At 74.7% G+C, this 25160-nt stretch carries 23 protein-coding genes; 16 read left to right on the top strand and 7 right to left on the bottom strand.

What is annotated here, in order from left to right; translation table 11 throughout:
- The first annotated feature begins 10 nt into the window (after positions 1-10).
- The 3 genes from HOP40_RS28410 to HOP40_RS28400 all read left to right on the top strand — a co-directional run bounded on the left by HOP40_RS28410 (position 11) and on the right by HOP40_RS28400 (position 1760).
- Positions 11-772 carry a hypothetical protein gene (locus HOP40_RS28410; protein WP_172164420.1) on the top strand — a complete coding sequence of 254 codons (762 nt, stop codon included), beginning with the start codon at positions 11-13 and terminating at the stop codon, positions 770-772.
- On the top strand, positions 769-1248 hold the full coding sequence (locus HOP40_RS28405; RefSeq protein ID WP_172164417.1) for an RDD family protein: 480 nt from the start codon (positions 769-771) through the stop codon (positions 1246-1248). Before HOP40_RS28410 ends, HOP40_RS28405 begins: the two co-directional genes overlap by 4 nt.
- Positions 1249-1556: 308 nt before the next feature.
- Positions 1557-1760, top strand: coding sequence for a BAR domain-containing protein (locus HOP40_RS28400; protein ID WP_172164414.1), 204 nt, complete (start codon positions 1557-1559; stop codon positions 1758-1760).
- Positions 1761-2011: 251 nt separating this feature from the next.
- On the opposite strand, the gene HOP40_RS28395 is transcribed toward HOP40_RS28400, so the two are convergent.
- Positions 2012-2455: an SHOCT domain-containing protein gene (locus HOP40_RS28395; RefSeq protein ID WP_172164411.1), complete on the bottom strand. Its 444-nt coding sequence runs from the start codon at positions 2453-2455 to the stop codon at positions 2012-2014.
- Between the two features lie 237 nt (positions 2456-2692).
- Between HOP40_RS28395 and HOP40_RS28390 the strand changes: the two genes are divergently transcribed.
- The 3 genes from HOP40_RS28390 (at position 2693) to HOP40_RS28380 (ending at position 4975) form a co-directional block, all read left to right on the top strand.
- A complete protein-coding gene (locus tag HOP40_RS28390) occupies positions 2693-3223 on the top strand; it encodes an NUDIX domain-containing protein (protein WP_172164408.1) in 531 nt (176 codons plus the stop codon).
- 172 nt (positions 3224-3395) lie between these two features.
- The gene (locus tag HOP40_RS28385) at positions 3396-4691 is read left to right on the top strand and encodes a DUF2252 domain-containing protein (protein WP_240157328.1); all 1296 of its coding nucleotides are present in this window, start codon (positions 3396-3398) and stop codon (positions 4689-4691) included.
- Between the two features lie 44 nt (positions 4692-4735).
- A complete protein-coding gene (locus HOP40_RS28380; protein WP_172164402.1) occupies positions 4736-4975 on the top strand; it encodes a hypothetical protein in 240 nt (79 codons plus the stop codon).
- A gap of 20 nt (positions 4976-4995) precedes the next feature.
- On the opposite strand, the gene HOP40_RS28375 is transcribed toward HOP40_RS28380, so the two are convergent.
- Together HOP40_RS28375 and HOP40_RS28370 are read right to left on the bottom strand one after the other, a co-directional pair.
- Positions 4996-5703: an HdeD family acid-resistance protein gene (locus HOP40_RS28375; protein ID WP_172164399.1), complete on the bottom strand. Its 708-nt coding sequence runs from the start codon at positions 5701-5703 to the stop codon at positions 4996-4998.
- 164 nt (positions 5704-5867) lie between these two features.
- The gene (locus HOP40_RS28370) at positions 5868-6437 is read right to left on the bottom strand and encodes a hypothetical protein (protein WP_172164396.1); all 570 of its coding nucleotides are present in this window, start codon (positions 6435-6437) and stop codon (positions 5868-5870) included.
- Positions 6438-6585: 148 nt separating this feature from the next.
- On the opposite strand from HOP40_RS28370, the gene HOP40_RS28365 reads away from it, so the two are divergent.
- On the top strand, positions 6586-8424 hold the full coding sequence (locus HOP40_RS28365; protein WP_172164393.1) for a glycoside hydrolase family 15 protein: 1839 nt from the start codon (positions 6586-6588) through the stop codon (positions 8422-8424).
- 141 nt (positions 8425-8565) lie between these two features.
- On the opposite strand, the gene HOP40_RS28360 is transcribed toward HOP40_RS28365, so the two are convergent.
- Entirely contained in the window at positions 8566-8862 is a 297-nt protein-coding gene (locus HOP40_RS28360) for a DUF3040 domain-containing protein (protein WP_172164390.1), read from the bottom strand.
- A gap of 92 nt (positions 8863-8954) precedes the next feature.
- A complete protein-coding gene (locus HOP40_RS28355) occupies positions 8955-10715 on the bottom strand; it encodes a SulP family inorganic anion transporter (RefSeq protein WP_172164387.1) in 1761 nt (586 codons plus the stop codon).
- 265 nt (positions 10716-10980) lie between these two features.
- On the opposite strand from HOP40_RS28355, the gene HOP40_RS28350 reads away from it, so the two are divergent.
- From HOP40_RS28350 to HOP40_RS28325, 6 genes are all read left to right on the top strand, one after another.
- Positions 10981-11385, top strand: a complete 405-nt coding sequence (locus HOP40_RS28350) for an SHOCT domain-containing protein (RefSeq protein WP_172164384.1) — start codon at positions 10981-10983, stop codon at positions 11383-11385.
- A gap of 71 nt (positions 11386-11456) precedes the next feature.
- Positions 11457-12674, top strand: coding sequence for an AI-2E family transporter (locus tag HOP40_RS28345; RefSeq protein ID WP_172164381.1), 1218 nt, complete (start codon positions 11457-11459; stop codon positions 12672-12674).
- Between the two features lie 45 nt (positions 12675-12719).
- Positions 12720-13022, top strand: a complete 303-nt coding sequence (locus HOP40_RS28340; RefSeq protein ID WP_172164378.1) for a hypothetical protein — start codon at positions 12720-12722, stop codon at positions 13020-13022.
- A 146-nt stretch (positions 13023-13168) separates the two neighbouring features.
- Positions 13169-15745, top strand: coding sequence for a winged helix-turn-helix domain-containing protein (locus HOP40_RS28335; RefSeq protein ID WP_172164375.1), 2577 nt, complete (start codon positions 13169-13171; stop codon positions 15743-15745).
- A 280-nt stretch (positions 15746-16025) separates the two neighbouring features.
- A complete protein-coding gene (locus tag HOP40_RS28330; RefSeq protein WP_172164372.1) occupies positions 16026-18644 on the top strand; it encodes a winged helix-turn-helix domain-containing protein in 2619 nt (872 codons plus the stop codon).
- 77 nt (positions 18645-18721) lie between these two features.
- Complete coding sequence (locus tag HOP40_RS28325; RefSeq protein WP_172164370.1) at positions 18722-21256, top strand: winged helix-turn-helix domain-containing protein; 2535 nt, start codon at positions 18722-18724, stop codon at positions 21254-21256.
- 66 nt (positions 21257-21322) lie between these two features.
- Here the strand turns inward: HOP40_RS28325 and HOP40_RS28320 are convergent, their stop codons facing one another.
- Both HOP40_RS28320 and HOP40_RS28315 read right to left on the bottom strand, forming a co-directional pair.
- The gene (locus HOP40_RS28320; protein ID WP_172164367.1) at positions 21323-21478 is read right to left on the bottom strand and encodes a hypothetical protein; all 156 of its coding nucleotides are present in this window, start codon (positions 21476-21478) and stop codon (positions 21323-21325) included.
- Positions 21475-22842, bottom strand: coding sequence for a diacylglycerol/lipid kinase family protein (locus HOP40_RS28315; RefSeq protein ID WP_172164364.1), 1368 nt, complete (start codon positions 22840-22842; stop codon positions 21475-21477). Before HOP40_RS28315 ends, HOP40_RS28320 begins: the two co-directional genes overlap by 4 nt.
- Before the next feature lie 357 nt (positions 22843-23199).
- Between HOP40_RS28315 and HOP40_RS28310 the strand changes: the two genes are divergently transcribed.
- The 3 genes from HOP40_RS28310 to HOP40_RS28300 all read left to right on the top strand — a co-directional run bounded on the left by HOP40_RS28310 (position 23200) and on the right by HOP40_RS28300 (position 25137).
- Positions 23200-24327: an inorganic phosphate transporter gene (locus tag HOP40_RS28310; protein WP_172164361.1), complete on the top strand. Its 1128-nt coding sequence runs from the start codon at positions 23200-23202 to the stop codon at positions 24325-24327.
- A gap of 25 nt (positions 24328-24352) precedes the next feature.
- Positions 24353-24559, top strand: coding sequence for a hypothetical protein (locus tag HOP40_RS28305; RefSeq protein ID WP_172164358.1), 207 nt, complete (start codon positions 24353-24355; stop codon positions 24557-24559).
- A gap of 143 nt (positions 24560-24702) precedes the next feature.
- Positions 24703-25137: a DUF7144 family membrane protein gene (locus tag HOP40_RS28300; RefSeq protein WP_420821772.1), complete on the top strand. Its 435-nt coding sequence runs from the start codon at positions 24703-24705 to the stop codon at positions 25135-25137.
- Positions 25138-25160: the final 23 nt, after the last annotated feature.

Raw genomic sequence — 25160 nt, 5'->3', positions numbered from 1 at the left:
GAGGAGCGTCGTGAGCGCCGGCTGCGGGGACGGGACGGGGCCGGCCGGCACCGGGGCGGGCGGTGGCGCCGCGGACCTCGTCGACGTCGTGCTCGGTGTCGGGGCGGTCGTGTGGCGGGTCGGTCGACGGGCGTCCGAGCCGGTTCGCCGGGCGGGGGAGGGGCTGCTCGCCCGTGTGGTCGCCGGTGCGACCGGTGCGGAGCTGCTCGAGCGGGGCCGGAGGACCCGCGCCGAGCTGGAGCAGGTCGGGGCGGCGCTCGTGCAGCGCGTCGCGGTGGGGGTGGTGGAGCTCGTGCTCGACGGGCTCGACCTGACGGAGCTGGTCCTCCGGCGCGTCGACCTCGACGCCATCGTGCGCCGCGTCGACCTCGACGCGGTGGCCGCGAGCATCGACCTCGACCGCCTCGTCGGCACGGTGGACCTGGACGCCGTGGTGAAGCGGGTGGACGTGGACGCCGTGGTGCGGCGGGTGGACGTGGACGCGGTGGTGCGCCGCGCCGACCTCGACGCGGCGGCGGCGAGCATCGACCTGGACCGCCTGGTGGCTGCGGTCGACCTCGACGCCGCGGTCCAGCGGGTCGACCTGGTCGGCATCGCCCGGTACGTCATCGCCGCCATCGACCTCCCTGAGATCGTGCGCGACTCGACGGGAGCGCTGTCCACCGATGCCGTGCGGGCGATCCGGACGGGCGCGAGGGGCGCCGACGAGGTGGCTGCGAGCGTCGTCGACCGCCTGCTGCGCCGCCGCCGGAACGACCCGGTCGTGCCGTGAGTGCGGCGGCACCGCCCGACGGGAGCGCGGCGGGTGCGGTGACCCGGCTGCTGGCCGCGGTGCTCGACCTGCTGGCCGTCCTGCTGCTGCTGACCGCCGCCTTCCTCGGCGTCGCCGCCGCGGGGTTCCTGGTGGCGCCGCTGTCGTTCCGCTGGCCCACCCCGCCTCCGGAGCTGTCGATCCTGCTCGGGGCGCTGCTCGCCGTCGGGTACCTCACGGTCGGATGGGCGACGACGGGGCGGACCGGTGGGGCGGCCGTGCTCGGTCTGCGCGTGCTGTCGTCCTCGCGCGGACAGCTGGGCTGGGGGCGCGCGCTCGTGCGCGCGGTGCTGTGCGTGGTCTTCCCGCTGGGGCTCCTGTGGTCCGCGGTCAGCCGGGAACGCCGGTCGCTCCAGGACGCGGTGGTCCGCTCGGCGGTCGTCTACGACTGGCACGGTGCGCGCACCGGGACGACCGGTCTCACCAGGAGCAGGTGAGGCCGGCGCCCACGGGCGGCGGGAGCGGTCTCGACACTGCGCGGCGCGGACGGCGGACCTGTGCGGGGCGGGGCCGGGTACCTGGACCTCGCGCCGTTCATCCAGGCGTCCATCCGACCATCGCGCTCGCTCCGGCCGACCAGCTGGTGCGCGCCCGGTTCGCCGACGACGCGCTCGACCCGGTCGCGACGGTGCTGCCGCACGTCACGCTCACCCGACCCGGGCGATGCCCGACGGCACGCACGGGCGCACTGTGGTCGTCGAGGTCCGGGGCTCCGGACTCGGGCGCTGACCCGGGATGAGGCGGAATGGTGACCATGCGGTACGAGTTCCGGGTGGACGGCCGCCTGACGGACGAGGCGCGTGCGGCGTTCGTCGACATGCGTGTCACCGAGGCTCCGCCGCAGACCGTCCTCGACGGCGAGGTGCTGGACGAGTCGCACCTCCACGGCATCATCGCGCAGTTCCGGGCGCTGGGCATCACCGTGGTGTCCGTGCTCCCGGTCCCCTGAGCCAGGCGTCGACGTCCTGGCGCGGCCGGCGCCGCGGGCCGGTGGCTTGTTGCCCGGCCCGCGGCGCGCCGGCCGCGCACGGCGCACCCGGGAGGAGGCGGCGGCCCACGCTGCGCGACCCACCGGGGACCGCCCGGTCGGGGCGGGAGCGGTCACGCCTGCGACGGCGCACGCGCGTCGGCGGCGGGCGGGAGGTCCGTGACCACCCGCCCACCGCATCCGACCGCCGGGCTGCTGCTTGCCCGACCCGGTCAGGTCCCGGCAGGGACCGCCTGCTGCTCGTGCCTGCTGGCCCGCGCCGGTGCGGGGCCCGCTCCCAGCGCCTTGGCCTTGGCCTGTGCGAACTCCTCCGTCGTGAGGGTGCCGCGGTCGCGGAGGTCGGCGAGCTTCCCGATCTCCTCGGCCGTGCTCGGCGCAGGGGTCCGTGCCGTCTCCCGGACGTAGTGGTCGAACGCCTCACGCTGCTGGCTCTCCCGGGCCGCCGCCCGCTCGTTCATCGAGCGTCCGCGGACGATGAGGTAGACGAGCGCGCCGAGCCACGGGATGAGGAGGAGGAACAGGGTCCATCCCGCCTTCGCCCACCCCGACATGCGGTGGTCCCGCATGATGTCGCCGAAGATCGAGATGAGCAGGCCGATCCACGCGAACAGCAGCATGAACCAGAACATCGTCAGAACCAGGTCCCAGAACGACATGCGAACTACTCCTTCATCGAGCCGTCGCACCGCAAGGGCCGCGAGGCTGCCGCTGATGGGTCACACGCTGGTACGTCGGCACGCGACCGGCATCACCCGCGGAGGGCGAGCCGCTCGTCCGGCGCGCCGTCCGCGCGGCCGGCACGGGGCCGCGTACCCGGGTCCGGGCGATGTCGGGTCCACTGTTCACCCCGCTCGGAGGATGCCGTCGACCGGTCGGGTCACGACCATCGCGCCATGACCGACACACAGGCGACGACGGTGGGGCCCGGGACCGCGGTGGGCGCTGGGCCGGTGCGCCGGGTCTACATCCACGACGTCGCGGCTCCGAAGGCGACCGCGGTCGTGCCGTCGGTCTTCGTCGCGGCCCGGGACGACCGGGGGCGGCTGCTCCTGGTGCGCCGGGCCGACAGCGGTGCGTGGGAGCTGCCGGGCGGCCGCGTCGACGTCGGCGAGAGCATGCGGGAGGCGGGGGTCCGCGAGACCGTGGAGGAGTCCGGGGTGCTCGTCCGCATCACCGGCGTGGCCGGACTGTTCACCGACCCGGGGCACGTCGTGGTGGACCCGTCCGGGACCGAGGTGCGCCAGCAGTTCGTCGTGTGCCTGCGAGCCCGGGCGGTGCGCGGCGTCCCCGTCCCCGATCTGGTCGAGACGATCGAGGCGGCCTGGTTCGACCCCGCGGTGGTCGGGACCCTCCGGACCGAACCCGGGGCAGGTCTGTGGATCCCGTGGGTCCTGTCCGGTGGACGCGATACCCATCTCGACTGAACGAGTCCGTTGTGCCGTGCCGAGCGCGAGGAGTCCGACGATGACCGATGTCCAGAGCAGGCCGGCGCGCACAGCCGAGTCGCCTCCGCCCCAGACCCGCGAGCAGCGCTCCGCGCGGGGGAGGGCGGCACGCCGCGTGGTACCTCGTTCCGCTCATGCGGAGTGCGTGCGCATGCCCGGCCGGCCCACCGCGCTGAGCCTGCTGCAGAGGCAGGAAGCCGCACGCGTCCCCGAGCTGCTGGCGATCCGCTACGGCCGCATGGCCGTCTCGCCGTTCACCTACTTCCGCGGCGCCGCGCTGCCGATGGCGGCCGACCTCGCGGACACGCCGAGCACCGGCCTGGTGGTCCAGGCGTGCGGTGACGCCCACGTGGCGAACTTCGGCCTGTTCGCGTCCCCGGAGCGGCGTCTGGTCTTCGACATCAACGACTTCGACGAGACCCAGCCCGGTCCCTGGGAGTGGGACGTCAAGCGGCTGGCGGCGAGTCTGGAGATCGCCGGACGCGACAACGGCTACCCCGCTGCCGAGCGCCAGGACATCGTCGTGTCCGCGGTGGCGTCCTACCGCCGCGCCGTCCGCGAGTTCGCCGACCGACCCGCCCTGCAGGTGTGGTACGCCGTCGCCGAGGCGGAGGCGCTGCAGACGCGACTCGCGTCGCAGCTCGGGGGTCACCGCCGCAAGGCGCTCGCCCGCACCATCTCCAAGGCCTACACCAAGGACAACCTCGGAGCGCTCGACCGGTTCGCCGCCGTGCACGACGGCAGCCCGCGGATCGCGGCCGAGCCGCCGTTGGTCGTGCCCCTGCGCGACCTGGTCGGGGAGGACACCGACCTCGAGCAGGGGTTGATCGAGGTCCTGGAGTCCTACCGGACGAGCCTGCCGCCGGAGCGGCGGGCGCTGCTCGACCAGTACCGGCTCGTGGACGTCGCCCGCAAGGTCGTGGGCGTGGGCAGTGTGGGAACCCGCTCGTACATGCTGCTGCTGCTCGGGGACGGTCCGCGCGACCCGCTCTTCCTCCAGGCCAAGGAGGCGGGGCCGTCTGTGCTCGAGGAGTTCGTGGGGCCGGGTCGCCACGAGAACTCCGGCGAGAGGGTCGTCGTCGGTCAGCGGTTGATGCAGGCGGCGAGCGACATCTTCCTCGGCTGGGTGCGGGTGCAGGGCTTCGACGGCCGGACGCGCGACTTCTACCTGCGCCAGCTTCGCGACTGGAAGGGGTCCGCCGACCTCGGCACGATGGTGCCCGACGGTATGCGGATGTACGGCGAGCTGTGCGGCTGGACGCTGGCCAGGGCGCACTCCCGCTCCGGCGACCGCATCGCGATCGCGGCGTACCTCGGCTCCGGCCCGGCGTTCGACCACGCCGTCGGGAAGTTCGCCCGGGCGTACGCCGACCAGAACGAGGACGATCATCTCGACCTGCTCGCCGCCGTCGCGGACGGTCGGGTCACGGCGGAGTCGGGTCTCTAGCGATGGGCGGGTCAGGGCTCCGGCGTCGGGAGGAGGCGGAGACGATGAGCACGACGTGGTACGAGCTCCGGGTCAACGGCACCCTGTCCGATCGCGGACGGGGCGCCTTCCACGACCTCGGCGTCGTGACGGTCCCACCGCAGACCATCGTCTTCGGGCAGATCGACGAGATGGCCGATCTGCCCGAGCTGCTGGCGCTGTGCAGCGCGATGGGGCTGGAGATCGTGTCCCTGCGCCGGCTGCCCGAGGGAGGCCGCCGGCTGCCCGAGGGAGGGGGGACGTAGGGACGCGTCCGGCAGCCGGGTCAGCCGGCCGGACGCCGGACCGGGTCGGTCAGCGCAGGATCGTCGGTGAGCGCAGGATCGTCGGTCGGCGCAGGATCACGGCGACCGGCCCGCTGCCGGGGAGCAGGGGAGTCGGGGCCCCGGTCGGAGGACGACGCCGCGACGACCACGACGGCCCCCTGGACCACGAGGAACACCCCGAGGATCCAGGCGAGGGCCACGGCGGTCGCGCCGGGCGAGGACAGCACGACGACGCCCCCGACCACCCCGACCACTCCGCTGACGACCGTGAGGATGCGCCCGGAACCGCCGTGGCCCGTGACGGCCCGGAGGAGGTCGGCCAGGCCGTGGCACAGCCAGAACGCCCCGAGCAGGAGGGTGAGCACGACGATCGTCCTGTCGGGTGCGCGCAGGCAGACCAGCCCGACGACGAACGCGAGGAAGCCGACGAGCACGCCGAGGACGGTGGCGCCGACGCCGCTCGACGTGGTGAGGGAACCGACGATCCGCATGACCCCGAGGACGAGCAGCTGCACCCCGAGGACGATGGCGAGGACCTCCACGGTGATGCCCGGCCACACGAGCGCCGCCAGACCCGCCGCGATGCTCAGGGCGCCGTAGGCGATCCACCACCAGCGGGACCCACCGAGGTCGGTGACCACGTCCCCGACGTCGCGCTGCACCTCGTCGTGCTGCACCTCGTGGCGCTGCATCCCGTTCTCCGACATCGCATCCTCCGAGCGGTTCGGCCCGAGCGCTCCGGCGCAGGGCCCCCGTCATCCTCATGAGGTGCGGCGGCCTCGGGTTCACCCGGGACGGATGAACGGGACCGGGACCACTCCGGTGCGCCGCGAGCGCCGGTGCCTGCAGCTGCGGTCGGTGGGGCGGCGCGTCAGTGCAGGGCGAGCTTCAACGCGATGACCACACCGCCGAAGCCGGCGCTCAGCGCCGCCCAGCCCAGCGCTGCCGCACGGTCGGTGCCGGCCCGGCGGGCCGCGACGTACCCCAGCGTTCCGAGCTCCAGCGTGGCCACCCCCAGCGCGGTGAGCACACCCGTCCGCAGGTCCCGGGTGGCGGCGACGACCACGACCAGCACCACGAGCGGGGTGTAGGCCGCCTCCACCATCGGCCAGCCGTGCCGCAGCACGACCAGCGCCGCCCGCACGCGTCCCCCGCCTCGGGGCTCCTGCACCGCGGCAGCCAGCAGGCGCGCGTACCGCTCGGCGGCCCAGTACACGACGATCGTCACCAGCACGGTCGTCACCACCTGGCCCAGCGAGCCGTGCAGGCTGGCCGCGCCCATGGCCGCGGCGCCGACCACCGTCCCGTGGATCGCGTGCGCCAGCTCCCGGTCGTCGGCCCACCCCCGGCGTCGCCAGCGCAGCAGCGCGGTGGCGCGACGACCCCGGGGCGGGCGCGCGGCAGGTGCCCCCGGGCCGGTGGCGTCCTGTCGGCCGCTCACCGCCCCTGGGCCCCGCCCGCTCGGTTCCGGTACCACCTGACGCACGGTCCGCGGTGCGCCCCGCGTTGCAACCACCTGTTCGGGGTGAGGCCCGCCGATCCCGGGTCGGCCACGGTCGGCGCGACGACCACATCCGGGAGGGGCAGGCATGAGCGAGGCCGCCATCGCCGAGCACGGGATCATCGGGGACCTGCAGACGGCCGCGCTGGTCAGCACGGACGGCTCGATCGACTGGTTCTGCTGTCCGCGGTTCGACTCGCCGAGCGTGTTCGGCGCGCTGCTCGACGACGCCCGTGGGGGGCACTTCCGGGTGCGACCGGACGGCGGCGCGTGGTCGGCCGAGCAGATGTACCACCCGGACTCGGCCGTGCTGGTGACCCGGTTCTCCACGCCCGACGGCGTGGGGGAGGTGGTCGACTTCATGCCCGTGCTCGACGGGTCGGCGTCCGCGCGGCACCGGATCGTGCGGATGCTGCGCTGCGTGCGCGGCCGCACGACCTTCGTCGTGGACGTGGCACCGCGCTTCGACTACGGGCGCAGCGAGCACCGGACCGAGCTGACGGAGCACGGCGCGGTGTTCCGCACCGACCCCCTGACCCTGACCCTGCACATCGTGCGCGAGCCCGGCGACCGCCCGCTCGCGACGGTCGCGGTCGAGGAGGGCGACCTGAGCGCCCGGATCTCGCTGGAGGCGGGTGACCTGCGCGGTCTCGTGCTGGAGTCCGCGAGTGACGGGCCCCCACGGGAGGTCCCGCTGTCGGAGATCCGCGCCCTGTTCGACGACACGGTGGGCTTCTGGCAGCGCTGGCTGGGCCGCTCGACCTACACGGGCCGCTGGCGCGAGATCGTCCACCGGTCGGCCATGACGCTCAAGCTGATGACCTACGCCCCCAGCGGCGGGCTCGTGGCCGCACCGACGGCGAGCCTGCCCGAGCAGATCGGCGGCGAGCGCAACTGGGACTACCGGTACACCTGGGTGCGCGACGCCTCGTTCTCCGTGGGCACGCTGCTGGCGCTCGGCTTCGTCGACGAGGCGGCCCGCTTCGGCAGCTGGCTGGGCGACCGGATCCGTGAGCAGGTCGGCGGTGCCGGGGGTCCGCTCAACATCATGTACCGGGTGGACGGGTCCTCCGACCTCGAGGAGGAGGTGGTGGAGCACTGGTCGGGCCACCGCGGCTCCCGGCCCGTGCACGTCGGCAACGGGGCAGCGGACCAGCTGCAGCTCGACATCTACGGCGAGGCCCTCGACAGCATCCACGCCGCGGACCGCGCCGGACTCGTCCTCCCGCACCGCGGGTGGATGGCGGTGCGCCGCGTGCTCGACTGGGTGGCCGAGAACTGGGACCAGCCCGAGGAGGGCATCTGGGAGACCCGCGGCGGTCGCCACTCGTTCACCTACGGACGGCTGATGTGCTGGGTGGCGCTCGACCGCGGGATCCGGCTGGCCGCCGCCCACGGCCGGCCCGCACCCCTCGAGCGGTGGACGGCCGAGCGCGACCGGATCTACGAGCAGGTGATGGACCAGGGGTTCGACGCCGAGCGCGGAGCGTTCGTGCAGCACTACGGGTCCCGGGTGCTCGACGCCGCGCTCCTGCGCATGCCGCGGGTCGGGTTCGTGTCGCCGACCGACCCGATGTGGCTCTCCACCCTGGACGCGATGGACGCGGAGCTGGTCACCGACAGCCTGGTGTACCGGTACGACCCGGCGGCGTCCCCGGACGGCCTGCGCGGCGACGAGGGCACGTTCTCGCTGTGCAGCTTCGCCCGGGTCGACGCGCTGGCGCGGGCGGGGCGGCTGGACGCGGCGCGGATGGCCTTCGAGAAGATGCTCACCTACGCCAACCACCTCGGCCTCTACTCGGAGGAGATCGCGCCGACCGGCGAGCAGATCGGGAACTTCCCCCAGGCGTTCACCCATCTGGCGCTCATCGACGCAGCGGTCACCCTCGACGCGATGCTCGACGGCGCCCGGCCGCCGTGGTCCTGACCGTTCTCGTCGTCCCGGTCCTGGTGATGCTGTTCCTGCTCGCGATGGAGCGCCTGGAGAGTGCGCTGGGTCTGTGCGCCGGCGCGACCTTCGTCACCGACGGCGTCCCCGATGGCGTCCCCGACGGCGTCCCCGACCGCGTCACCGACCACAGCGCCGGCGCCGGACCCGCCGGAGCTGGTAGGCCGAGACCCCGGCGAGCCCGGAGCCGGTGAAGAACAGCGCGAGCGAGGCGGTGAGCAGCCCGGCGATGCCGATCAGCACACCGAGGGCGGTGAGGAGCCCGAGGACGACCTTGACGGCGATCGCGCGGGCGCGGTGGAGCGCGGCCGCGAGGGTGTCGGTGCGGCGCCCGAACCGGCGGACGAAGTCCGGGTCCTCGTCGCGCATCTGCTGCTCGATCGCCTGCAGCCGGCGCTCTTCCTCGTGGCTCAACATCGCACCCCTCCCGCCCACGGGTTCCGGGCCCGCGCAGCCCCAGCCAAGCCGCGGTCGTGGTGCCGGTCACCACCCGAACAGGACGACATCGGTCAGTCGCCCGCTCCCGCCGCGGCCGGGCGCCAACCCGCTCCGGTCAGCTCCCGGTACGCGGTCACCGCAGCGTCGACGGTGGGGTAGAAGTGCGAGGGATCGATGGTGCCGAGCAGCTCGTAGCGGTCGATCTTCTCCCGGACGGGGTCCTTCATCTCGGCGAAGACCAGGTGCACCTCCCGCTCGTTGAGCCAGACGTCGAGGTCGTGGAGCATGTCGGCCGCCGTGGTGTCGACGTCGGTGATCGGCTCGGCGGCCACCACCACCCAGCGCAGCCCGGGGTCTCCTGCGGCCAGCGCCTGCACCCGCTCGCGGAAGGTGCGGGTGTTGGCGAAGAAGAGCGGGGCGTCGAACCGGACGATCACGCACCCGGGCAGCCGCTCGGCGTGCGGGTAGCTGTGCACGTCGTGGAAGCCGGGCAGGTCCGGCACCCGGCCGAGCACGGTCTGGTAGGGCCACCAGGCGCGCCGGAAGACGTTGCCGATGGACAGCGCCACGGCCAGGGCTATGCCGGGCAGCACGCCGAGCGCGACCACGCCCAGGAACGCCGCGATCGACAGGGTGAACTCGGTGCGCCGCTGCCGGTGCAGCCGCACGGTCCCCCGCCAGTCGGCGAGGCTCAGTGACGCGGCGATCACGACCGCGGCCAGCGTCGGCTGCGGGAGGTCCCGCAGCAGGCCCGGGGCGAAGAGCAGGATCAGCGTGATCGCCACGGCGCCGACGATCCCCGTGAGCTGGCTCTTGGCCCCGGCCTGCTCGGCCACCGCGGTGCGCGAGCTGCTGGTGCTCACCGGGAAGCCGCCGAACAGCCCGGCAGCGAGGTTCGACGCGCCGATCGCGGTCATCTCCCGGCCGCCCTGCACGGTGCGCCCGGCGCGGGCCGCGAACGCCGAGGCCGTGGAGATCGTGTCGGCCACCGACACCACCGCGATCCCCAGCGCCCCGGCCAGCAGCAGCGTGAGGTCGGACAGGGTGACGTCCGGGATCGTCAGCGGGGGGAAACCCGCCGGCAGGATGCCGACGACGTCGACGCCGCGCTCGTCGAGACCGAGGACCGCCGTGGCGGTGATCGAGAGGACGACCACCACGAGGATCGCCGGCACCTTCGGCAGCAGCCGCTGCAGCGCCAGGATCGCGGCCAGTCCGGCGGCGCCGACAACCAGCGCCGCGGGGACGGTCTCGCCGCGCGCGATGCCGGCCACCAGTCCGGTGACCTCACCGAGGAAGCCCGACGCGTCGACCGAGAACCCGAACAGCTTGGGCAGCTGGCTGACGAAGATGGTGAGCGCGAGCCCGTTGAGGTAGCCGATCATCGTGGGCCGGGAGATCAGGTCGGCCACGAAGCCGAGCCCACCGACGCCGGCCAGGACGCTGATGGTGCCCGTCAGCAGCGCGAGTGCCGAGGCGAGCGCGACCGCGCGTGCCGGGTCGCCGTTCGCGCCGGCCAGCGGGAGGATCGTCGCCGCGATCATCGGACCGAGCGAGGAGTCGGGTCCGAGCACCAGGATGCGGGACGGCCCGAACACCGCGTAGCCGAGCAGGCACAGGATCGACGTGTACAGCCCGGTGATCGCAGGCAGGCCGGCCAGCTCGGCGTACGCCATGCCCTGCGGCACGAGCAGCGCGGTCAGGACCAGCCCGGCGACCAGGTCCTTGGGCAGCCAGCGCACCTGGTAGTCCGCCAGCCCGGCCAGCCCCGGGGCGACGGCGGCCAGCCGCTTCGGTGCCCGCCGGGTCGAGGCGGTCCTCGGCGTGCTCACGGGGCGGCCGCGGTCGCGCGCTCGTCACTCATGCGTGTTCTCCCCGCCGACGCTCCGCTCCTGGCACGGCGGCGAGAGTGTCGGCGCACCGCCGGCGTCGCATCGCCCAGCAGGGATGAGCGGAGTCGCGGAGGTGGAGCACGTCCGACCGACGACGGGACCCGACCCGGGGAGGTTCACCCCGTGCGGGTGGGCGCACGCCGCACCCGGCCGGTGACCCTGGCGGCCCGCGTGCCGACCCACCCGCAGAGGAGACCGGAAGACGATGGCGTTCGCAGTGGACGACGGGCCCCTGGTGCTCGAGCTGGTCTGGGTGGCGCTGATCCTCGTCGTGGTGGGGGTCTGGTGCTGGTTGGTCGTCCTGGTCCTCGGCGACGTGATCCGCCGGGACAGCCCCGGCGCGGCGAAGGCGAGCTGGACGGTGTTCCTGGTCTTCTTCCCCTACGTCGGGCTGCTCAGCTACCTGGCGACGCAGGGCAGCGGGATGGTCGAGCGGCGGCGCGCGCGGGAGGCCGCCCGCCCGGGACCGGCGGACCAGATCGCGGCGGCGAAGCGCCTGCTCGACAGCGGCGCCATCACCGCGCCGGAGTACGAGGTGCTCAAGCGTGACGTCCTCTGCGCGGAGCACCACAAGAGGCGGCCCGCACAGCGACCGGACCACCGGACGTGAGTGCGCGGGGCCCCGTGGTGTCACCCCCTGCGGGTGACGCGGAGCCGGGCGATCCGCGCCAGGTTCACCCCGTGACGACATCAGGAACGGCAGCCCCCGGTCCGGCCGCGGCCGACGGGCGGTCCCCCCTGGGCAGGATCGGCATACCGCGCGGCCTCGTCGTCCTGCTCGGTGTCGCCGCCGCCGTCGTGGCCGCGGCCGGGATCCGCTCGCTCGCCTGGTTCATCGGGCCGGTGTTCCTCGCCATGGTGATCGTCATCGCCCTGGCCCCGGTGCTCGGCAAGCTGCGTGACCACGGCTGGCCCGCGTGGGCCGCGACCGCGGCGCTGGCGGTGGCGGTCTACGCCGTGGTCCTGGCGATGGCCCTGTGCGTGGTCGTCTCCGCCGCCCGCCTGGCCTCGGCGCTGCCCGAGTACGCGGTCGCCGGTCGCGAGTCGGTCGGATCGGCGACCTCGCTGCTCGAGAGGTTCGGGGTCGAACCCGCCGAGCTGCGACGGGTGGTCGAATCGCTGGACCTGGGCAAGGTCACGCAGGCGGCGGTCGCCGTGCTGAGCGGTATCGCCGGACTGGCCAGCAACCTGATCTTCCTGCTGACGCTGCTGCTCTTCCTCAGCGTCGAGACCGGGTCCACGCGCGACCGGATCGCGATCGTCGCCGCCGACCGGCCCTCGGTGGCCGGGGCGCTCGTCGGCTTCGCCCGCAACACCCGCCAGTACCTGGTGGTCTCCACGGTCTTCGGGCTCATCGTCGGAGTACTGGACACCATCGCGCTGCTGTTCATGGGCGTGCCGCTCGCGGTCACCTGGGGAGTGCTGGCGTTCGTCACGAACTACATCCCCAACATCGGGTTCCTCATCGGCGTCGTGCCGCCGGCGCTGCTCGCCCTGCTCGTGCACGGACCGGACCGGATGCTGCTCGTCATCCTCGTCTACTGCGTCCTCAACTTCGTGGTGCAATCGCTGATCCAGCCCCGGTTCGTCGGGGACGCCGTCGGGCTGTCCATGACGGTCACCTTCCTGTCCCTCGTGTTCTGGGCGTGGTTGCTCGGACCGCTGGGGGCGGTGCTGGCGATCCCGCTGACCCTGTTGGCCAAGTCCCTGCTGGTCGACATCGACCCGCGGGCCCGCTGGGCGCACGCCTTCCTGTGCGAGTCGCCGCCGGCGCACGACGCCGCCGAGCCGGCGCCGGACGCCGTGGCCGGGCTCGGCGCCGCCCGCGACGGGTCGACGCCGCCGCACCGCCCCTGGCACCGACGGCACCGGCAGGGTGACGAGGCGGTGCCGTCGTGACCCACAGGGTCTGAGAGCAGCCACCGTTCGCGGGGAGGAGCGAGGATGATCGACGACACGGACGACCTGAGCGTCCGGCGGGCGGCCCACCGGCTGCCGGCCCACCGGCTGCCGGCCGCGCAGCGGTTCGGCGAGCCGGACCGGTACCACCCTCGCGGCGCACGGGTCACCGCGGCATCGACGGCGCGGCTGTCCGCCCGGTGGGCCGACGACTTCGCCGGCATGCTCCGGGTCGAGATCCGTGCCGCCGAGCAGCACGGGGTGATCAGCGTCGGAGAGGGCGAGCAGCTGCTGGCGCGGTTGGTCGTCATCCTCGACCAGGCAGTGGCCCCCTCGTGCGCGCCGTGATCCGGCCGTTGCGGGCCCCGTTCCCGCAGTGCGTGCCCGGGACGGTTCGGGCCTCTCACGGACCGATCAGCGTCCGGACGGCCCTAGGCGGTCCCCGCGGTCGGTGCGAGCCTGGAGAGCAGGACCGAGCGGAACGGGAGGTGGCGATGCGTGACGTCGCGCGGTCCACGCTGACCCCGCCCGCGCTGCCACGCGACCTGGTGACCCGCCCGTCGTTGCGGGCCGTCCTCGACTCCGCAGCCACCAGTGCACTCACGCTGGTCACCGCCCCGGCGGGCTACGGCAAGTCCCTGCTCCTCGCGGACTGGATCGTCCGGGACCCGGGCGTGCCGGCGGCGTGGGTGTCGTTGGACGAGGAGCACGACGACCCGTCCCGGCTGTGGACCGCGGTGCTGGCGGCCCTGTGCGCGTGCGCGGCGGTGCCGCCGTCGAGCAGGCTGAGGCGGCTCGTCGCCTCCCGGACCACCGTGGAGATGGACTTCCTCGACGACCTCCTGCTCGGCCTCGCCGCGCTGCCGCAGCCACTGCGCCTGGTACTCGACGACGCCCACCACCTGCACAGCGCGCCCGTGGTGGACCACCTGCGCATGGTCGTGCGGGCCCGCCTCCCGCAGGTGCAGCTGGTCCTGGCCGGTCGGCTGGACCCCCCGTTCCCGCTGGCCCGGCTACGCCTGGAGGACGAGCTCGTCGAACTGCGGGCGGAGCACCTCCGCTTCTCCGCGGCCGAATCGGCGGACCTGCTGCGCCGCAGCGGCCTGCGCCTCACACCGGAGCAGTGCGGGCTGTTGCACGAGCGCACCGGCGGGTGGGTCGCCGGGGTGCGGCTCGCAGCCCGCTCGCTGAGCGAGCACCCCGATCCCGATGCGTTCCTGGCGGCCTTCTCGGGTGACGAGAGGGCCGTGGCGGACTACCTGATGGGGGAGGTGCTGGCCGGGATCACGGAGGAGCACCGGGACGTGCTGCGTCGCACGAGCATCGTCGACCCGATCCCCGCCGCCCTCGCCGTGGAGCTGTGCGGCCGCGACGACGCCGCCGTCCTGCTGCACGATCTGGAACACGACCTCGGCCTGGTCACCCGCACCGGGCCGGAGGGGGCCGACTACCACGTCCAGGAGCTCCTCCGCACCCACTTCGTCGCCGACCTGCGCCGCCGCGGCGACGACGCGACCGCGGCGCTGCACCGGAAGGCCGCGCTCTGGTGGGATCGTCGGGGGCACCCCGCGGAGGCGGTCCGGCACGCCGGTGCCACCGGGGACGCGGGGCTGCTCGCGGAGATGCTGGGGCAGCGCGGGGCCGAACTGGTCGCCGCCGGTGAGCACGGCGTGCTGCGCGCCGTGCTGGACACCGCCGGGCACGAGCCGGCTGTCGAGGTGTGGCGCTGCGTCCTCGCCGCCCAGGTCGACCTCGAGAAGGGCGACACCCCGGCGGTCGCGGAGCACCTGCGGCACGCGCGGCTGTCGGGTCGACCCGCGACGGGGACCGATCTCGCCGCGCTGCTGACCGCGATCGAGCGGTTGGCCGGGCTCGACGCGTCCGTCCCGCCCGTCGAGCCCGTGCCCGAGAACCCCTCGCTCGCCGCGCTGGCCCGTGCCGGCCGCGGCTCGGCCGGGATCGCGACGGGGGCGTTCGCCTCCGCCCGCGCCGACCTCACCGCGTCCCTCGCGAGCGCCCGCCGGCTCGAGCTGCCGCTGCTCGAGGCCCAGTGCCTGTACGCCCTCGCGGTCGGCGCGTGGACCGAGGGCGACCTGGTCGAGGCGGCGGCCGTCGCGACGGCCGCCTGCGAGGAGGTGTCCGACCGGGGATGGCAGTCGACCGGTCTGGCGGCGTCCGCCCGGGCCGTCGCCGCGCTGGTCGCCGTGGAGCAGGGCCGGCCGGACGCCGCCCTGGCCTGGGCGGACCTCGGGCTGCGGAACGTCTCGGCCAGGGTCCACCCGGCGGTCCGCTTCGCCCTGCGGGTGGCCCGGGGTGCCGCCCTCCACGACACCGGTGAGAAGTCGTCCGGCCTGCTGGAACTGCAGCAGGCCCGGGCCGCGGTGAGCGGAACGGACCTCCCGCCCGTCGTCGCGGCCGCTGCAGCGGTCCTCGAACAGCGCATCGCGCTGCGGCTGGGCCACACGCGGGCTGCGGCCGCGGCCGTCCTGCCCCTGGCCGGGGTGGCGGAGGCGCGCTGGGAGAACCGGCTGATGCGGTCCTGGGCGGAGGTGGCCGCGGGATCGTTCCGTGCGGCACGGGCGACCGTCGCACCGGTGCTGGATCCGCGCGCACGTCCGCTCCGCCCGACGACCGTGGTCGAGGCCTGGCTGGTGACGGCGAAGGCCGCGATCGAGGACGGCGATCGCCCCGCCGCCCGGGAGGCGTTGCGGTCCGCCCTGGACCGGGCCCGGCCACTGGACGCGGTCCGGCCCTTCGTCCTCGCCTCCGCCCCTGTGGGAGCCCTGCTGGTCGACGAGCTCGTGGGCGGAGGTCAACGGGCCCGGTTCGCGGCGCACGCACTGGCCGGGGCGAGACGCTCGACCCGCCCGCCCGGCCTGGCGCTGACCGCGCGGGAGCACGACGTCCTGCTCAGGCTGCCCTCGTTGCTCAACCTGGACGAGATCGCCGACGAGCTCTCGGTCTCGGTCAACACGGTCAAGAGCCACGTGCGGTCGATCTACGACAAGCTGGGGGCGGCGACCCGGCGCGGGGCAGTGCTGACCGCACACGAGTTGGGCCTGTTGCGGTGAGAGCGCCCACCTGTCACCGGCAGTGCCCGGCCGACCCCCTGCCTGGCGAGTGCGCGCACCTCGCCGTCGCCGGTGGGCCCGGGGGCCGTGCGATCGGTCCCACGTCCGGACCGGAGAGGGCTGAGCAGATGATCCACCCGGCCAGGACCCCGCACCACCCGGTCGCGGAGACCGGTGGGCGGAGTCCAGTGCCGGGCGATCGCGTGCACCGGCACAGCGTCCGGTCCGCGGAGGAGCCGGGGTGAGGCCGGGTCGGCAGCCGAGCACGGTCCGAGCAGCCGTGCCCCGTCCTCCACTGGGGATCGAACGCAGGACGGGCTCGCCGACGGTCCCGCGTCCTCGGCTCTACGCGCACCTCGCCGCCGACCGGTCGGTGCCGGTGACCGTCGTGGCCGCCGCAGCCGGGTGGGGCAAGACCGTGCTCGCCGCGTCGTGGGCCGGAGCCGGAGCTGGCGGCAGACCCGTCGCCTGGGCGGGGCTCTCCCCGCCCGACGACGACGTCGTACCGTTCTGGTCCCGGCTGGCCGAGGCGCTGCGCACGGTCGTCGGACGCGCCGCGGCCGAGGCGCTGCACCCGCTCACGCAGGGCTCGTCGGCCGGCCCGGACCCGGCCGCTGCGTTCCTGGCAGCGAGCCTGCTGGTCGAGCAGCCGGTCGTCCTGGTGCTCGACGACCTCCAGCGCATCACCTCCGCCGCGGTGCACGAGGGGCTGGTCCGGCTCGTCGTGCGGGCGCCGCCGATGCTGTCGCTCCTGGTGCTGACCCGCCGCGACCCACCGTGGCCGCTGACGCGGTTGAAGATCGCCGGCGCGGTCCGGCAGGTGCCCGCCGCAGAACTCGCGTTCAGCACCGACGAGGCCGTCGACCTCTTCGCCCGGCTCGGCCTGGCGGTCGACCGGACCCGGGTGGATCGGCTCGTCGAGCGGACCGACGGCTGGCCCGCCGCGCTGCGGCTGGCGGCGCTGCACCTGACCGGGAGCGCCGACGACGGCACGGTGCTCGACACCTTCTCGGGCGATCACCACGCCGTGGCCGGCTACCTGATCGACGAGGTGCTGGCCCAGCAGCCCGCGGAGCTGGTGCGGCATCTCGAGCGGATCAGCGTGGCGGACCGGGTCTGCGCCGACCTGGCCGCCGCCCTGACCGGCGTCGCCGACGGCGAGCAGCTGCTCGCGGAACTGTCGGCCGAGCACCTGGTCGTGCCGACGGCGGACCTGCCCGGACGCTGGTACCGCATGCACCGGCTGCTCGGCGACGTCGTGCGCTCCCGGCCGGCGGCCGAGAAGGGGCGCCGCGACCGGCACCGCCGGGCGGCGGAGTGGTTCCGCCGCGCCGACCTGCCCCTGGAGACGATCCGCTCGGCGACCGCGGGGCGGCTCTGGTCCCTGGCCGCGGTCGTGGTCGGCCGGCACGCGCTCGGCCGCGTCCTGCGCGGACAGGCCGCTGAGCTGGAGGCAGTGCTCGCCACCCTCCCGCGCCCGGTGCTGGTCACCCACGTCGAGCTGGCCCTGGGTCTCGCCGCCGCGCGGATCGTGCAGGGTGACCGCAACGACGTGGCCGGCCTGCTGAGCGCGGCCCGGGCCGGGACCGAGATGCTCTCCGACGTCCGGGCGGCCCGTGCCGGGGTGCTCATCGGCCTGGTCGAGGGCGGGTTCGCCCGGCTCCGCGGCCGGTGGGACCTCGTGGGCGAGGTGTACCGCGCCCTACCGCGTGACCCGGTGCAGCTCGCCCGATCGGAACTGGACGACACGGAGCTCGTGCCGATCGTCGTCGACAGCGCTCTGGGTCTGGCCGCACTCCTCGACGACGACCTCGACACGGCGGTGCACCGCTTCCGGGCGGCGCTCGCCGTCGAGTCACCGGCGCCGACGCTGCCGCACATCGAAGCGGCGTCCTACCTCGCCCTGTCGCTGTGCGAGCGCGGTGACCTGGACGCGGCGCAGACCCGTGCCCGCCGGGCCCTCGCCCGGGCGTCGGCCTCGGGGCTCGAGGCCCCGGCACAGGTCGTCGCCGCCCATCTGACGATGGCCCGGGTCGCCCTCGACCGGGCCGACGTCGGCGAGGCCGACGACTGGCTCACCCGCGCGGTGCGAGCCGAGGCGGGCAGCGGTGAACCGCACGTCGTGGTCCTCACCGCTCTCGTCCGGGCTGCGCGCCACGGGGCGGCGGGAGACCACGAGCGGGCCCTGTCCGTCCTGCGCGGCGCGGCTGCGGCGATCGACGTGCCGGATCTGCCGTCGCCGCTGCGCCGACGTCTTCGCACGGCCGAGGCCGTCGTGCTCGCCCGCCTCGGAGACCGGGCGGCCGCTCGCGCCGTGGCCGAGGACGACCCGGAGGAGACGCCGCTGGCCTCCGCCCGCCTGCTGCTGGTCCTGGGCGACGTCCCGGCCGCTGTCGCGGCGCGGCGCGGTGCACGGCCCTCGGCCCATCCCCGGGCCCGCATCGTCACCGGCGTCCTCGACGCCGCCCTCGCCCTCGCGCACCACGACGAGGAACTGGCACTGGAGCGGATCGAGCAGGTGCTGACCCGGGCAGCCACGTTCGCCCTGCGCGGACCGCTCCTCGAGGAGGCGGCCGTCCTGCGCCCGCTGCTCGAGCTGCGGCTCGAACGGGGTTCGGCCGTGCCCGCCTTCCTGGTCGACCTCCTGCGGCGGATGGACAGCGTTCCCGGCCGCGGCGACCGGCGCACCGGCCGGACCGGCCGGACCGACAACCTGACCGACCGCGAACGCACGGTCCTGCGGTACCTGGCCAGCACGATGACCAACGCCGAGATCGCTGCGGAGCTCCGCCTCTCGGTCAACACGATCAAGACGCACGAGCGGGCGCTCTACCGCAAGCTCGGGGCGACCAACCGGCGGGGAGCGGTGGCCCGGGGACGGGTGCTCGGATTCCTCTGAGGGGACGCTCACCCCCTGAGGATGGTGTCGTCTCACCCTCCGCGGACCACGATGGCGGTCAGGAGGGCGAAACCGCCATGCGCATTCCGATGAGCAAGATCACGATGCCCGAGCTGCCACCTGGTCTCGCGTCCCGCGGCCACCTGCTCGATCTGCTGGACAGCGCGGAGCCGGGGCAGCTGGTCTCGGTCGTCGCACCGGCCGGGTACGGCAAGACCGTGCTCGTGGCCGAATGGTCGAGCCGGCCCGGCGGTCTGCCCGTCGCGTGGGTGGCGGTGGACGCGGCGGACGACGCAGCGCGGTTCCGCGCGACCCTGTTGGCCTCGCTCGCCGCCGTCCCCGGGTTGGCGCCCGGGATCGCGCGGGTCGGCGCCCGCGGGTCGGACGCGGACTTCGTCGACGACCTGGGGGCGGTGCTCGACGCTGCGTCGCCGGTGCGGTTGGTCCTCGACGACGTCCACGACCTGGCGGAACCCGCACTGCGGGACCTCGCCCGCCTCGTCCGCCGTCGACCGGCAGGCTTGCAGCTGGTGCTGGTCAGCCGGCGGGACGCGCTGCTGCCGCTGCCCCGACTGCGCCTCGAGGGCCAGCTGCGGGAGCTGCGGGCCGACGCGCTGCGGTTCGACCTGGCCGAGACCGAGGCCCTGCTGCGCGCGTGCGAGGTGGTGGCGAGTGCGGAGGAGGTGGCGGTCCTGCACGAGCGCACCGACGGCTGGGTGGCCGGACTGCGGTTCGCCGTGCTGGCGCTGCGGTCCACCGACGATCCCGGCGGCTTCATCGCGCACTTCTCGGGGAGCGACCGCTCGATCGCCGACTACCTCACCGACGAGGTGATGGCCGGTCTGCCCGCACCGACCAGGAGGCAGCTGGGGATGGGCGCGGTGTGCGGACGCCTGCAGGTCGGGCTGGCCGAGGCGCTGTTCGGTCGCCCCGACGCCCGACGCGTACTGGACGACATGGTGCGCGGCACCGGGCTGGTGTACCGCACCGATCTCGAGAGCTACCACATCCATCCGCTGTTCCGCGCCTACCTCGAGGCCGACCTGGAGGGCCACCACCCCGCTCGGCACCACTCGTCGCACACCATCGCGGCACGGTGGTGGCTCGCCGCCGACGACCCGGTGCACGCGCTCCGGCACGCGGAGCGCGCCGGCGATCCGGCGCTGCTGGCGGAGGCCCTCCGGGACAGCGGTGTCCGGCTCGTCGCGGCCGGTCGGCAGGACCCGGTGCGGCGGGCGCTCGTCTCGGCCGGGAGTGCGGCGGTGGCCGCCGACGCGCGGATGGCGCTGCTCTCGGCGCTGGTCCTCCACCTGCGCGGAGCGGAGGTCGATGCCGTCGCGGCCCTGGAGCAGGCACGGCGGGTGCGCCCGGCGGATCCCGGACCGGAGCTGGGCGCCCTCGATGCTGCGGTGGGGCTCCTCGTGGACGGTCGGCCGACCCTGCAGGAGGTCCCGCCCGGCCCGGTGCCGCCGGAGCTGGAGGTGCTGGGGGTGCTGGGTCGGGCGGAGGCCCGCGCTGCGGACGAGGAGGACCAGGACGAGCTGCGGGCGTCCCTCGCCGGTGCGGCCGCGTGCGCCCACGCCCACGACCTCGCCTGCCTCGAGGTGCGTGCGCTCTCCCGGCTCGCGCTGCTCGAGGCGGCGTACGGCGATCATCGTGCGATGGCGGCCGCCGCCACGTCCGCGGTCCGGACGTCCGCCGCTGTCGGCTACCCCTCCGCCGAGTGGGCCGCGGAGGCCACAGCGGTGCTGGCCTACCGCGACCTGCTCGCCGGGGAACCGGTGGCGGCCCGGTCCCGGGCCGACGACGTGCTGGCGGTCGGGCAGCCGTTGCCCGAGGTGGCGGACCTCATCCTGCGCGTGGTGCGCCGCGCGGCGGACGCCGACCTGGGGGAGTCCGGGCCGGAGCCGCTCGTGCCGGTCGACTTCTCGGGAGTCGTCGCGCCCGCGCCCCTGCTGGCCGCGCTCGCCTCGCTGGAGCACTTCGCCGTCCTCGCCCAGGGTGGCGACGCGGTGGCCTCCGACACCGCCGTCCGGCTCGAGCGCAGGATCGGCAAGGTCGGCGAGATCCTGGTGATGGACGCCCGGGCCCATGTGCTCGCCGGCCGGTTCGAGGCCGCCATCGCCGCACTCGAGCCGCTGAAGTCGGGTTCGGTGCCGGCGCTGGCCGCGCAGACCGAGGTCGAGGCGCACGTGCTCCTGGCCGGTGCCGCGCTGCACACCGGCGACCCGCTCGGGGGACGGTCCGAACTCGCGGCCGCGCTGCAGCTGGGTGCGGACCTGGACGTCGTGCGGCCCTTCGCCGCGATGTCCGGCCCGCCCGCAGACCTGCTGCGGTCGGTGGCGCCGCCCGCGGTGGGCACGGGGTACCTGCGCCGGATCGCCGTGGCCCGGTCGACGGCGGGCAGGCGCGGGTCGACGTGCCTGAGCGATCGCGAGCACGACGTGCTGGCGCTGCTCCCGTCCCTGCTGAGCGCCACGGAGATCGCCGACGAGCTCACGGTGTCGGTGAACACCGTCAAGAGCCACATCCGCTCCATCTACAGCAAGCTCGGCGTCTCCAGCCGGCGCGAGGCGGTGGACGGCGCGATCCAGCGGCGGCTGCTGGGCTGAGCCGTGCGCCCACCCGGCGGGGCTACGTCACCGGGCCTGCGTCGGCACCGGAACCGCGTCGCGCCACTACCGCCTGCCGAGCTTCTTCCGCAGCTTCGCCCTGGTGGCCGGGTCCTCGGCCTTGCTCCGCGCCTTCTTCCGCAGCTTGCGTCCCTTCGGCGAGTCCGCGAACTTCGCCAGCTTCTTGCCGAGCTTGCCCATCTCGTCTCCTCCGTCGATCACGGATCGGTCGGCCTTCCGGCCGTGGTGGTGGGTGGTGCGGACGTGGTGGTGGGTGCGGACGGGTGGGGAACCCGACCCGCGGCTATGGCCGCCAGCGCCCGCAGGCTGTCCATCACGCGGTCCGGCTGCAGGGTCGACGGCGACGCGCCCGGATGGCGGGGGGAGATGCGCACGCGCAACGTGCGCGGCCGGATCCGGAAGCGGACCGGGGGCACCAGCACGACCGCCTCGCCGTCGATCCCCAGGGGGACGGGCCGTGCCGAGCCGACCTCGAACTCGGAGGTCGACCACTGCTGCAGGACCGCCCGGCCGCGGCGCCCCGCACCCCTGTCGCCCCGGGCCGGCACGACGGCGACCCCGAGCCGGCCGGCGTCGATCCGCGGGCGGGTCCCGGAGCCGAGGGCGTGCCCCAACCGGTAGGGGTTGTTGGACACCAGGATGGTCGCCGCCGACGCGTGGAGGCTCCCGTCGGGGGCCACCCAGTTCAGGTCGAGCGCGTCACCCGACGGCCCCAGCACCGCCGGCACCGTGTCGAGCAGCGTGCGGATCTTGGCGTCGCGGTAGTCCGCGCTCTGCACGGCCTCGGCGTACAGGCCCATCGAGACGTTGTTGACGAAGACCCTCCCGTTGACCTCACCCAGGTCGACGACGTGCTCACCGCCGTCGACGAAGGCGTCGAGAGCCCCGACGACGTCGTCGCGGTCCACGCCGAGGTCCAGCGCGAAGTGGTTGCGGGTACCGGCCGGGATGCAGGCGTAGGGCAGCCCGTGCTCGGCGGCCGCGGTCGCCACCACGGCCTGCGTGCCGTCGCCGCCGGCTGCTGCCAGGCCGTCGGCCCCCTCGGCGACGGCCTGCCGGACGAGCTGGTCGAGGTCGTCGCCCCGTCGCAGCTGCACGCTCCGGATCCCGCGCTCCGCCGCTCGTTCGACGAGCCCGACCGCGGCCGCCTTCCCGCCGCCGGACCACGGGTTGACGAACAGCACCGGGTTCCGGGGCGGCTCGGCCGGGGGCAGCGTGACGTGCACCCGGAACGCGACCCGTGCGGCCGCGTGCCAGATCGCCACGCCGACCACGAGCCCGGCCAGGTAGAGCCACCAGCCGTCGCGGAGGAGCAGGCCGGCTGCGCCGGCCAGCGCGAGTACCGCGAGCACCGCGCCGACGATGCGGGCGACGCCTGTGCGGACCACGGCGAACCAGGCCGCGGCCACCGCGACCACCACGCAGGCCAGCACCCCGAGCCCGCTCGGGAAGCGGATGACGGCGACGGTCGCGCCGACCCCGAGGGTCAGCGCCGCGGCGATCAGCGCGACGGCCGCCGCTGCCTGCTGGCCGCGGCTCACCGTCCACTGCGCGGGACCGCTCATGAGTCCTCCCACCACCGTCGGGGCCCGCCTGCTGTGCGGGCCGGGAGCAGGGTCGCCGGAGAGGAGGGGGCGCGTCTCATCCAGGAGGGGTGACCGGGGGCGTCGGTGCGTCCTACGCCCCGCGTCCGCCGATCGCCGCACACCGTCCGCCCGGGGCGGTGCGCGCTGCGTCGGTCACGCCGGCGGCCGACCCGGTCGTCGGCCTGCTGCGTGACCGCGGGCGGTTTCGCCCTGGGCGGATGACGCCGCGCCGGTGCGCCCGTCCGACTCTCGCCGAGCCGGCGGAGCGCGCTGTGGCGCACGGCGCCGGCGGTGCCGGCCCGGACGCAGGCGGGGACAGCCGTAGGAGGCGTGCTCATGGACGTGGCACTGGTCGTCGGACTGGTCGTGGTGACGGCGTTGATCTTCGACTTCACGAACGGCTTCCACGACACGGCGAACGCGATGGCCACCTCCATCGCCACCGGCGCACTGCGGCCGAAGGTCGCCGTCACGATCGCCGGGCTGCTGAACCTGGCCGGGGCCTTCCTGTCCGTCCAGGTCGCGATGACGATCGCCGGCGGGCTGGTGGACGAGGCGCGGATCACCCCGGCGGTCGTGTTCGCCGCACTGGTGGGAGCCATCCTGTGGAACATGCTGACCTGGCTGCTCGGGCTGCCGTCGAGCTCGTCGCACGCCCTGTTCGGCGGCCTCATCGGGGCCACGCTCGTGGTGGGCGGCGCCGGTGCGGTGAACGTCGGGGGACTGCTGGGCAAGGTCGTGGTCCCGGCGATCGTCTCGCCGCTGCTGGCCGGTCTCATCGCACTCGTCGCGACCGGGATCGTCTACCTGCTCACCGCCAGGGCGGATCCCGGGACCGCGGACCGGGGTTTCCGGGCCGGGCAGGTCCTCTCGGCGTCGATGGTGGCCCTGGCCCACGGCGCGAACGACGCGCAGAAGACGATGGGGGTGATCACGCTGACGCTGGTCACGGCGGGTCTGCTCCGACCGGGCTCGACCCCGCCGTTGTGGGTGGTGCTCAGCGCCGCGCTGGCGATCGCGCTGGGCACCTACATGGGTGGATGGCGGATCATCCGGACCCTGGGGAAGCGGGTCGGCGACATCCGGTCCGCCCAGGGCTTCACCGCGGAGACGACCAGCGCCGCGATCATCCTCACCTCGACCCACCTGGGCATCCCCCTGTCCACCACGCAGGTGTGCACCGGTTCGATCTTCGGTGCGGCGGCCGGGCGACGGCTGGCGTCGGTGCACTGGAGCCTGGCCCGCCGGCTGGTGCTGGCCTGGGTCGTGACCCTGCCCGCCGCGGCGGCGGTGGGCGCCACGGCGTCCTGGGTGGCGGCGCACGGCCCCGGCGGGGTGGCCGTCGTCGCGGCCACGGGACTGGCGCTGGGCGGCGGCATCTACGCGGCGTCCCGGCGCAGCCCGGTGACCGCGGACAACGTCACCGACATGCCCGCCTCGCCGCCCGCCTCGCTCGCGGCCTGACCGGAAGGGGACCACGGTGCACTGGGTGACCCTGATCGTCGTCGCCGCGGTGTCCGCCGCCACCACGGTGGTCGTCGTGGTGCTGGTCGGCTGCGCGGTCGTCGGCCTGTCGGCCGGCACCCGGGCGGACGCCACGGCGGCGGGCCGGGCCGGGGGCGTCGTCGTCGCGTCGGGCTGTCTGCTCGCCGCACTGCTGATCGTGCTCTACGGGCTGTTCGTCATCGCGGCCTGACCGCGGGCGGCGCCGGCACGGCACCGGCACCGCTCGCGCTCCTCGGCGCAGACCGTGCTTTCACACGTTCCGGGGGAGGCGCCGTCGGCACGTCGCCGCGACCGTTCACGTGCCCGCCGTCCCCCACTGCCGAGGAGTCAGACATGTCCACCGAGGTACCTGCCGGCTCGACAGCCGATGCCACCTCGCCCCCCCGCCGAACGGCGCGACAGGGGAGCGGTGGGACCACCTTCGCCGGGACGATGCTGCTGGTGATCGGCAGCTACCAGGCGCTGATCGGCATCCCCGCCCTGCTCAACGACACGATCTACGTCACCGACGCCGGCCACCTCTACGCCTTCGACCTGACCGCCTGGGGCTGGGTCCACCTGCTGCTCGGCGCCGTCGTCGCCCTCGTCGGGCTGGCGATCATGCGGGGCGCGGCGTGGGCCCGGTGGGCCGGGATCGCCGTCGTCGTGCTCAGCCTGTCCGTGAACTTCCTGTTCCTGCCCTACTACCCGCTGTGGTCGGTGGTCACGATCGCTCTCGACCTCGCCGTCCTCGCGGCGCTGGTCATGGACCGGTCGGACGGCCACTGAGGCGTTCTCGCACCGCACACGCC

This window comes from Pseudonocardia broussonetiae (assembly GCF_013155125.1).
Lineage (GTDB): Bacteria > Actinomycetota > Actinomycetes > Mycobacteriales > Pseudonocardiaceae > Pseudonocardia > Pseudonocardia broussonetiae.
This window is presented reverse-complemented; position numbering and strand designations above follow the sequence as displayed.

Coding starts and splice junctions, on each gene's coding strand:
- HOP40_RS28360 (WP_172164390.1), bottom strand. CDS start 8,862: ATGTTGAGCCACGAGGAAGAGCGCCGGCTGCAGGCGATCGAGCAGCAG.
- HOP40_RS28395 (WP_172164411.1), bottom strand. CDS start 2,455: ATGTCGTTCTGGGACCTGGTTCTGACGATGTTCTGGTTCATGCTGCTG.
- HOP40_RS28390 (WP_172164408.1), top strand. CDS start 2,693: ATGACCGACACACAGGCGACGACGGTGGGGCCCGGGACCGCGGTGGGC.
- HOP40_RS28375 (WP_172164399.1), bottom strand. CDS start 5,703: ATGTCGGAGAACGGGATGCAGCGCCACGAGGTGCAGCACGACGAGGTG.
- HOP40_RS28315 (WP_172164364.1), bottom strand. CDS start 22,842: ATGAGCGGTCCCGCGCAGTGGACGGTGAGCCGCGGCCAGCAGGCAGCG.
- HOP40_RS28340 (WP_172164378.1), top strand. CDS start 12,720: ATGATCGACGACACGGACGACCTGAGCGTCCGGCGGGCGGCCCACCGG.
- HOP40_RS28335 (WP_172164375.1), top strand. CDS start 13,169: ATGCGTGACGTCGCGCGGTCCACGCTGACCCCGCCCGCGCTGCCACGC.
- HOP40_RS28400 (WP_172164414.1), top strand. CDS start 1,557: ATGGTGACCATGCGGTACGAGTTCCGGGTGGACGGCCGCCTGACGGAC.
- HOP40_RS28350 (WP_172164384.1), top strand. CDS start 10,981: ATGGCGTTCGCAGTGGACGACGGGCCCCTGGTGCTCGAGCTGGTCTGG.
- HOP40_RS28365 (WP_172164393.1), top strand. CDS start 6,586: ATGAGCGAGGCCGCCATCGCCGAGCACGGGATCATCGGGGACCTGCAG.
- HOP40_RS28380 (WP_172164402.1), top strand. CDS start 4,736: ATGAGCACGACGTGGTACGAGCTCCGGGTCAACGGCACCCTGTCCGAT.
- HOP40_RS28300 (WP_420821772.1), top strand. CDS start 24,703: ATGTCCACCGAGGTACCTGCCGGCTCGACAGCCGATGCCACCTCGCCC.
- HOP40_RS28385 (WP_240157328.1), top strand. CDS start 3,396: ATGCCCGGCCGGCCCACCGCGCTGAGCCTGCTGCAGAGGCAGGAAGCC.
- HOP40_RS28310 (WP_172164361.1), top strand. CDS start 23,200: ATGGACGTGGCACTGGTCGTCGGACTGGTCGTGGTGACGGCGTTGATC.
- HOP40_RS28325 (WP_172164370.1), top strand. CDS start 18,722: ATGCGCATTCCGATGAGCAAGATCACGATGCCCGAGCTGCCACCTGGT.